We start from the raw sequence: 7,490 nt of genomic DNA, 5'->3' as shown, positions 1-7,490 counted from the left end.
CCGGCCCGTGCGCCGGCCCGTGCGCCGGCCACCGCACCGACCCGCACAGCGGCGCGCACACGCCTCGACGCGGGATCCGCGTACCGATCGTGCGGTCGGGTAAGCCAAAGGTATGAGTGCGCGACATCGCGCTCCGGCCAAGCGCCCTCCGGGCAGCGAGGCGGCCCACCCGCGTAGCGACCTCGCCGCCCGCCGGGTCATGTCCAGGATCGCGGTGCCGTTCTTCGTGGTGGGCTGCGCGCTGTGCGCGTTGGCTGCCACCGCGGATGTCACGCACGAGGTGCGCACCCTGTGGATCGTCGCCGCTGTCGTCTGTGCGGTGACGGCCGTGATCGCCTGGATCGACCTCGTGGTCATCGCCCGACGGATGCGCGCCGAGCGCACCTGGTCCGCACGGACCCGGTGAGCGGCGGCGGTCAGCGGGCGAGTCGCATCGGCTGCGCGGATTTCACCCGGCCGGTGGGTTCGGTATGCGCGGTCTCCTCGGTGTGGCCGACCCGCCAGTAGCCCATGAAGGCGATCGAGCGGTGGTCCATGCCGCGCTCGTCCTTGAGGTGACGGCGCAGCGCACGCACCCGACCGGCCTCGCCGGCCAACCAGGCGTAGCCATGGTCGACCGGCAGGTGCGCGGCCCGGATCGCGTCCAGCAGCCGGTTCTCCGCGACCGGCGCGTCGCCGCGATGCACCCAGTCGACCCGCACCCCGGGCGGCGCCGCCAGGTGCTGGCGGTCCGCTGCGGAACCCACCTCGACGAAGACGTGCCCGCGTGCGTCACGGGGCAGCGACTCCACGATGGACCCGATCGCGGGCAGCGCCGCATGGTCGCCGGCGAGCAGCAGTCGACGGCCGGCGGGCGGCTCGAAGCTGTAGCCGCCGTTACGCTCGGCGGTCGGCCCGAGCAGTTCGATCGCGTCGCCGGTGCGAGCCGACCGGGCCCAGCGGCAGGCGGGTCCACCCGGCGCGTGCAGCGCGAAGTCGATGTCGATCTCGACCGGATTCGACCGGTGCGCGCGCACGGTGTAGGTGCGCTGGTACGGCCGGTCGGCCTCGGGGATCCGGGTCCATGCCTCGCGCCAGGTCAGGTCGTCCCGGGTGATCCGGGACGCGGGTCGGCCCTCGCGCGGGACGAAGAGCTTGACCCGTTGATCGGGGCCGCCCGGGACGAAGTCCGCCAGCCGCGGGCCGGTCAGGGTGATCCGGGTGGCATTGCGGGTGATCGACGTGTTGCGGACCACGGTGAGCTGGAAGGGCCGGTAGAGCTGCGCCCGGCGTTCACGTTCGGTGGAGATTGGAACTCGCCCTCTCGGACACGGTCGACCACGGACGACCCGAGACGATGTCGGGGTCGGGTTGGCCCGACCTCGGGTTAGGTTAACCTAAGTCCGCGCCTGCGGTGTGCACTGCCGACGCGCCGAGGCGAACCCGAACGGCCCTGGGATCGACCGGATTTGGCTGGCAAGTATGCCTACCCTAAGTTGTTCCGAGTCCGGGCCGAGGATCCGGATCGACGCTCCGGGTCGATGGTCCGGTTCGCCGTGCCCGGGTCGACGTGTCCGAGAGGGACCGATCACGCATGCGGCTGTACCTGCTCGCGCTCAACCCCACCGACTCGGTGACCGAGGGATTCCTCCCCGCCGCAGGCCGCCTCGGGCTCGACGTCACCCTGCTCGCCGATCCCGCCCACGCGGTGGCCCACCGTGAACTGTGCGCCGGGCTCCCCCGGGTCGAGGTGCTGGACTGCGACGTACGCGACTTCCGCGCGGTGGTCGATCGCATCTGCGCCGCGCACCGTCCGGACGCGGTGTTCACCAACAGCGACCACCTCCAAGTCCAAGCGGCCCTCGCGGCCCACTACTTCGGCCTGCCCGCCAAGGACTGGAGGGCCGCGCTCCGGGCCAAGAACAAGGCACACATGCGTCGCCGGCTCGCCGACGCCGGCGCGGACACCGTATGGGCCGCGGAACTGGCGCCCGAACAGCAGGCGACGGACCTGCTCGCCCTCGCGCCGCCGTATCCGTGCGTACTCAAACCGCGCGAGGGCGTCGCGGGCGAGGACGTGGTGCTGGTCACGGACGACGCGGAACTCCTGGCGCGCTGCGCCGAGATCCGGTGCCGCAGGCCGGCGGCGGCGCTGCTGGTCGAGGAATTCCTGGCGGGCGAGTTGTACACCCTGGAGACCCTCGGCGACCGACACCGTGTCCGGGTCCTGGGCGGATTCCACACCCGCTTGTCACCGCCGCCGTACTTCGTCGAGACGCGGCTGGACCTGGTGCCCGACCCGCCGGCCGCGATCACCGCCGGGGTGCTTGCCCAACTCGACGCGCTCGATGTCGGATTCGGGGCGTGCCACACGGAATTCGTGGTCCAGGACGGGCGGCCTCGGATCATCGAGGTCAACTACCGCGCGATCGGCGACCAGTGCGATCTGCTGCTGGAGGACGTACTCGGTCTCCCGCTCTTCGAGCACATCCTGCGCGTGCACCTCGGCATCGACCTGCCCGCCGACCTGGGCGCCCGGGCGGGGCGGCACGCCCGGGTCGACTACCCGTGCGCCGACCGCGCCGGCGTGCTCGTCAAAGCCCCGGGCCGCGAGGACACGCTCCTCGACGGCGGTGTCCGGATCGGCTACCGCCCGCTGCGCACGATCGGCGAACGGCACGAACTGCACCACTCCAACCGGGACTACCTCGGGGTGCTGCGCACCTTCGGCGGCGATCGAGCCGCCGTGCACCGTGCGGCCGAAGAATTCCTGACCGACCGGCAGTGGAGCATCACGCCATGACCCCGCGCGCCGGCGACCCGCCCATATTCCGGGCCCGCAGCACCCCGTCGCCCCCGGCGGCGCACCGCTTCGAGGGCGAACTTCTGTGCCGGGTCCTGGACACCGTGCTGCGCGAGGACGTTCTGGGTCTGCGCGGCACGGCCGTGCCGCTGTACCGAACGGATGGCACATGGCTGCGGCTGACCGTGCGAGGCGGCACGGACACATGGCTGCTGCCGGTCCGGGCCGACGGATTCCAATGCGAGTACGCGACCCGGGCGCCGCTCCTGGTGGGCGAGCACGACGGCACCCGGGTGACCGACACCGACCACCTGCTCGCGGTGCTGCGCGATGCGGCCGACCCACAGGATCGGTCCGGCTTCGACGACTTCGCCGAGGAGTGCCGGCAGGCGGCCGGGGCGGGCAGGCTGCTCGCGCGCACCGGCTCCGCCGTGCACGCCCGGCTCGCCGAGCGACACGGCCTCGACCCGAGCGCGTGGACCGGCCCGGGCGCGGGGCCGGCCCTGGACACGTTGGCCGCGCACGTCGACCATCCGCTCTACCCGACCGCACGCGCCCGCTCCGGCCTGGCCGCGGCGGCGCTGCGCCGATTCGCGCCGGAGTACCATCCGAGCTTTAGGCTGCGCTGGGCGCTGCTGCCGCATGACGCGACGACCCGCGCCGGGACGCTGCCCGGGTGGTGGCCGACCGCCGCGGAGCTCGGCCGACCCGACCTGGCCCCCGACCATCTCGCTCTGCCCGTCCACCCGTTGACCTTCGACCGACTCCCGGCTCCGGCGGTGCCGACGGACCGGGAGTACCTGGACGTGCGTCCGACGTTGTCGATGCGTACCGTCGCGGTGGCGCACGATCCCGCCGTGCATCTCAAGCTCCCGCTGCCCATCGCCACCCTCGGCCTGCGCAACCGGCGCACGATCAAGCCCGGCACCCTCGTCGACGGCGCCGCCGGGCAGCGCCTCCTGGCCGAGGTGTTGAACCGGGAACCACGCTTTCGCGACCGGGTGTTGCTCGCCGACGAGCAGAGCCACCTGCACGCGGGGCACGAGCTGCTGGCGGCACTGGTGCGCCGCCACCCGCCCGGCTTGGAGGACGCCCTCGTGCTGCCGCTCGCCGCGCTGCTCGCGAAGGGACCGGACGGCGCCCTGGTGCTGGACCGGGTCGCGGACCGCTTCCACGGCGGCGACCGGTTCGCGCTGCTCGCCGCCTATCTCACACTGCTGCTGGACTGGCAGACCACCCTGTACCGGTACGGCATCGCGCTCGAATCACACCCGCAGAACGTCTCCCTGGTGCTGGCCAAGGGCCGCCCGGCCCGCCTGTTGTTCAAGGACAACGACGGCCCGCGGGTGTACCCCGCCCACTGTCCGCTGCCGCACGGCGGGTTCGACGATCCGCGCACCTACACCACGCACGAGGGCCCGCTCGCCGACGTGTTCGTCACGATCACCGTGCATCTGTGCGCCGGCGCCATCGCCTTCGCCCTGCCGGCGCCGGAACGCGATCGGCTGCTCCGGCTGGTGTACGAGCAGCTCGACGAACTCGCGGAGCCGGAGTTGCGCCGCCGGGTGCTGCTGGAGGATCGATTGCCGGTCAAGGCAATGATCACCGCCGGCACGCTGCTCAGCAAACAGCGCTCGGGCGCGGCGGACATCAACAAGCACTACACGACCGGGCCGAACTACCTGCGATGGGCCGCGAGTCGGAGATAGCGCGTGCCGCCTGCCCACCTCGAATCCTCTCCCGCACACCCCGACACCGCCCTCGAACCGCTGGAGTCGCCCATGCCGCTCTCGTCGGCCCACCCCCGAACCGCTTCCGCCCCGCCGGCGCCGCCCACGCTGCCCTCGGCCGACGACGCCGTCACACACACCCTGCTCAACTGTCTGCACCGCGAGGTGTGCGGCCCGGAAGGACGCAGCTTCGTGGAGTCCGGCGACACCGGCCATCTCCGGCTGCACCTGGCCCGTTCGGGTACGTGGCTGCGCGTCCGGCTGCGGCGCACCTCGCTGCTGGGCGACCACCGGTTCACCGGTCCGGCGGCCGAACTGCACCGTTCCGCATGGCGCGTGCTGACCTGGTCGGAGCTGGCCGAGCGCATCCACACCGAGCTGGGTCTGCGGACCGGCGTCGGCAACGACGAGTTCCTCGGCCAACTGGCCTCCAGCCATGCCGGCGTGGCGGCTGGTGTGGCCCGGCGCGCCGCCCGGCCCGCCTCGCGCTACCTGGAATCGGAGCAGGCCCTGCTCTTCGGGCACCGCTTCCATCCCACGCCCAAGGCCCGCGGCGCCGACCCGACCACGTGGGCGGTCTACGCGCCCGAGGCCCGGGCCGCATTCCGCCTGCGGCATCTGGCGGTGCGGACCGAACTGATCGCGCAGGAGCGGCTGTCCGGCTCGGACACCGCGGTCCTGGACCGACTCGGCCCGGTCCCGGCCGGATACACGCTGCTGCCCGCGCACCCGTGGCAGTACGAGCTCCTGGCCGAACACCCGCGCCTGCGCGCCGCGCTGGCCCGTGGCGACGTGCTCGACCTGGGCCCGGGCGGCGACCCGTTCACACCCACCGCGTCGGTGCGCACGCTGTCCGGTGCGGGGGTGTTCCTCAAGTTCGGTCTGAATGTGCGGATCACCAACTGCGTGCGCAGAAACGCCGCCTACGAGCTGTCCGGGGCGGTCGCACTGACCCGCGCACTGGCCCCGATCCTGGATCGGATGGCGGCTCGGTACCCCGACTTCGCGATGCTCGGCGAACCCGCGTATCGCAGTGTGTCGGCGGCAGTGGCGCCCGATCTGCTCGAAGGGTTCGGGGTGATCGTTCGGGACGGCCTGGCCGCGCGACTGCGGCCGGGTCTCACGGCGCTGCTGGCCGCCGCCGTGGCCGCCGAACATCCCACCGGGTCCGCGCACGTGTCGCGGCTGCTGCCGCCCGGCGCCGGACCGCACGCGGCGCTGCGCTGGTGGGACGACTACCTGCGGCTGCTGGTCCCGCCGGTGCTGGCCGCCTACTTCGCACACGGCGTGGTGCTGGAGCCGCACCTGCAGAACGTGCTGCTCGCGGTCGACGACGCCGGTCGGCCCCGCCAGGTGCTGATCCGCGACATGGAGGGCACCAAGCTGCTGCCCGAACCACACGCCGCCACCCTGGCCGCGTTGCCGCTCTCGGTCGCCGAACCCATGACGTATACCCCTCGACGCGGTTGGGACCGGGTGGCCTACTGCCTGCTGGTGAACAACATCGCCGAGATGCTCGCCGCGCTGACCGATCTGCATCCGCCGTTGGAGGCCCGGCTGTGGGCGCGGGTGCGCACGGTTTTGGCGAACTGCTCGGCCGAGCACGGCGAACCGCCGCCGCTGCGGGCGCTGCTGGCGGGCGCGCCGCTGCCCGCCAAGGGCAACCTGCTCGCCCGCTGGGAGCGGCGAGCCGACCGCGAGGCGCGGTACCTGCGCATCCCCTCGCCCCTGGCCGCGTCGATACCCGGCGGGGTCCGCCGCACACCCGCCCGGAGCGCGCGATGATCACACCTGCCGTGCGGACCCGGGTGGCGAACCTGGACGCCGCCGAACTGCCCGCCTACATCCACGACCTCGCCGGGCTGCGGGAACACGCGGCGACGGTGCGCGCGGCGCTGCCGGCCCGAGTCGAGCTGTACTACGCGGCCAAGGCCAACCCCGCGCCGCAGATCCTGGCCGCGCTCGCCGCCCACGTAAGCGGCTACGAGGTCTCCTCCGGTGGCGAACTCGCGCACGTGCTGGCCCATCTGCCCACTGTGCCGGTCGCGTTCGGCGGCCCCGGCAAGACGGTGGACGAACTGATCGCCGCGCTGCGCGCCGGCGTCGGGCGCTTCCATGTGGAGAGCCGCCACGAGCTGCACCAACTGATCGCGCTGGCCGCCCGGTTCCCCGAGCGCGACGTCGACGTGCTGCTGCGGGTCAACCTGCCGCTCGGGCCGCACCTACTGCACGGTGCGGCACTGACGATGGGCGGTGATTCCGGCCCGTTCGGGATGGATCCGTTCGAGGTCGAGTCCTGTCTGCGGTTGCTCGCCGGGCCGGACGCGGGTCGGGTGCGCATCCGCGGCATCCACGCGCACCTGGCCAGCGGCCTGGACGCGGACACGCAGCTCGCGGTCGCCGAACGCATCCTCGGGTGGACGCGGGACGTTGCGGTGCGACATCGAATCGCGCTGCCCGATGTGAACATCGGCGGCGGGATGGCGGTCGACTACGCGAATTGGGCCGCCCGCTTCGACTGGACCCGCTTCGGCGCCGGCCTGGGCCGCCTGCTGACCGACCGACCGGACCTCACCGTGCGAATCGAGCCGGGTCGGGCGCTGACCGCGTACTGCGGCTGGTACGCCACCGAGGTGCTCGATCTGAAGCACAGCCACGGCCGCACGTTCGCCGTGCTGCGCGGCGGGACCCACCACCTGCGTACCCCGGCAGCCAAGGGGCACGACCAGCCGTGCGCGATCGTGCCCACCACGAGCCCGTGGCCCTACCCGTGGCCGCGCCCGGAGATCCACGACACCGAGGTCACCCTGACCGGTCAACTGTGCACCCCCAAGGACGTGTTCGCCCGCCGGCGTCCGGTCTCCCGGCTCCGCGTCGGCGACCGCGTGGTCTTCGCGCTGGCCGGCGCCTACGCGTGGAACATCTCCCACCACGACTTCCTGATGCACCCGCACCCTAGCTTCCACTACCTGTGATCG

At 72.8% G+C, this 7,490-nt stretch carries 6 protein-coding genes; 5 read left to right on the top strand and 1 reads right to left on the bottom strand.

Annotated features, from left to right (window positions below):
- The first annotated feature begins 112 nt into the window (after positions 1-112).
- A complete protein-coding gene (locus ABZS54_RS31385) occupies positions 113-406 on the top strand; it encodes a hypothetical protein (protein WP_355543656.1) in 294 nt (97 codons plus the stop codon).
- Positions 407-416: 10 nt separating this feature from the next.
- On the opposite strand, the gene ABZS54_RS31380 is transcribed toward ABZS54_RS31385, so the two are convergent.
- Complete coding sequence (locus ABZS54_RS31380) at positions 417-1,235, bottom strand: siderophore-interacting protein (protein ID WP_355543653.1); 819 nt, start codon at positions 1,233-1,235, stop codon at positions 417-419.
- Positions 1,236-1,573: 338 nt separating this feature from the next.
- On the opposite strand from ABZS54_RS31380, the gene ABZS54_RS31375 reads away from it, so the two are divergent.
- The 4 genes from ABZS54_RS31375 to ABZS54_RS31360 all read left to right on the top strand — a co-directional run bounded on the left by ABZS54_RS31375 (position 1,574) and on the right by ABZS54_RS31360 (position 7,487).
- The gene (locus ABZS54_RS31375) at positions 1,574-2,782 is read left to right on the top strand and encodes an ATP-grasp domain-containing protein (protein WP_355543650.1); all 1,209 of its coding nucleotides are present in this window, start codon (positions 1,574-1,576) and stop codon (positions 2,780-2,782) included.
- A complete protein-coding gene (locus tag ABZS54_RS31370; RefSeq protein WP_355543647.1) occupies positions 2,779-4,491 on the top strand; it encodes an IucA/IucC family siderophore biosynthesis protein in 1,713 nt (570 codons plus the stop codon). The genes ABZS54_RS31375 and ABZS54_RS31370 overlap by 4 nt, the downstream gene beginning before the upstream one ends.
- 72 nt (positions 4,492-4,563) lie before the next feature.
- Positions 4,564-6,297 (top strand): IucA/IucC family protein, encoded by a 1,734-nt coding sequence (locus ABZS54_RS31365; protein ID WP_355543659.1) that lies wholly within the window; start codon positions 4,564-4,566, stop codon positions 6,295-6,297.
- Positions 6,294-7,487, top strand: a complete 1,194-nt coding sequence (locus ABZS54_RS31360) for a type III PLP-dependent enzyme (RefSeq protein ID WP_355543644.1) — start codon at positions 6,294-6,296, stop codon at positions 7,485-7,487. The genes ABZS54_RS31365 and ABZS54_RS31360 overlap by 4 nt, the downstream gene beginning before the upstream one ends.
- Positions 7,488-7,490 lie beyond the last annotated feature (3 nt).

Origin of the sequence: Embleya sp. NPDC005575 (genome assembly GCF_040605455.1) — a bacterium.
Classification (GTDB): domain Bacteria; phylum Actinomycetota; class Actinomycetes; order Streptomycetales; family Streptomycetaceae; genus Embleya.
Note: the sequence above shows the minus strand (reverse complement) of the source record. Positions and strands in the feature narration are given on the sequence as shown.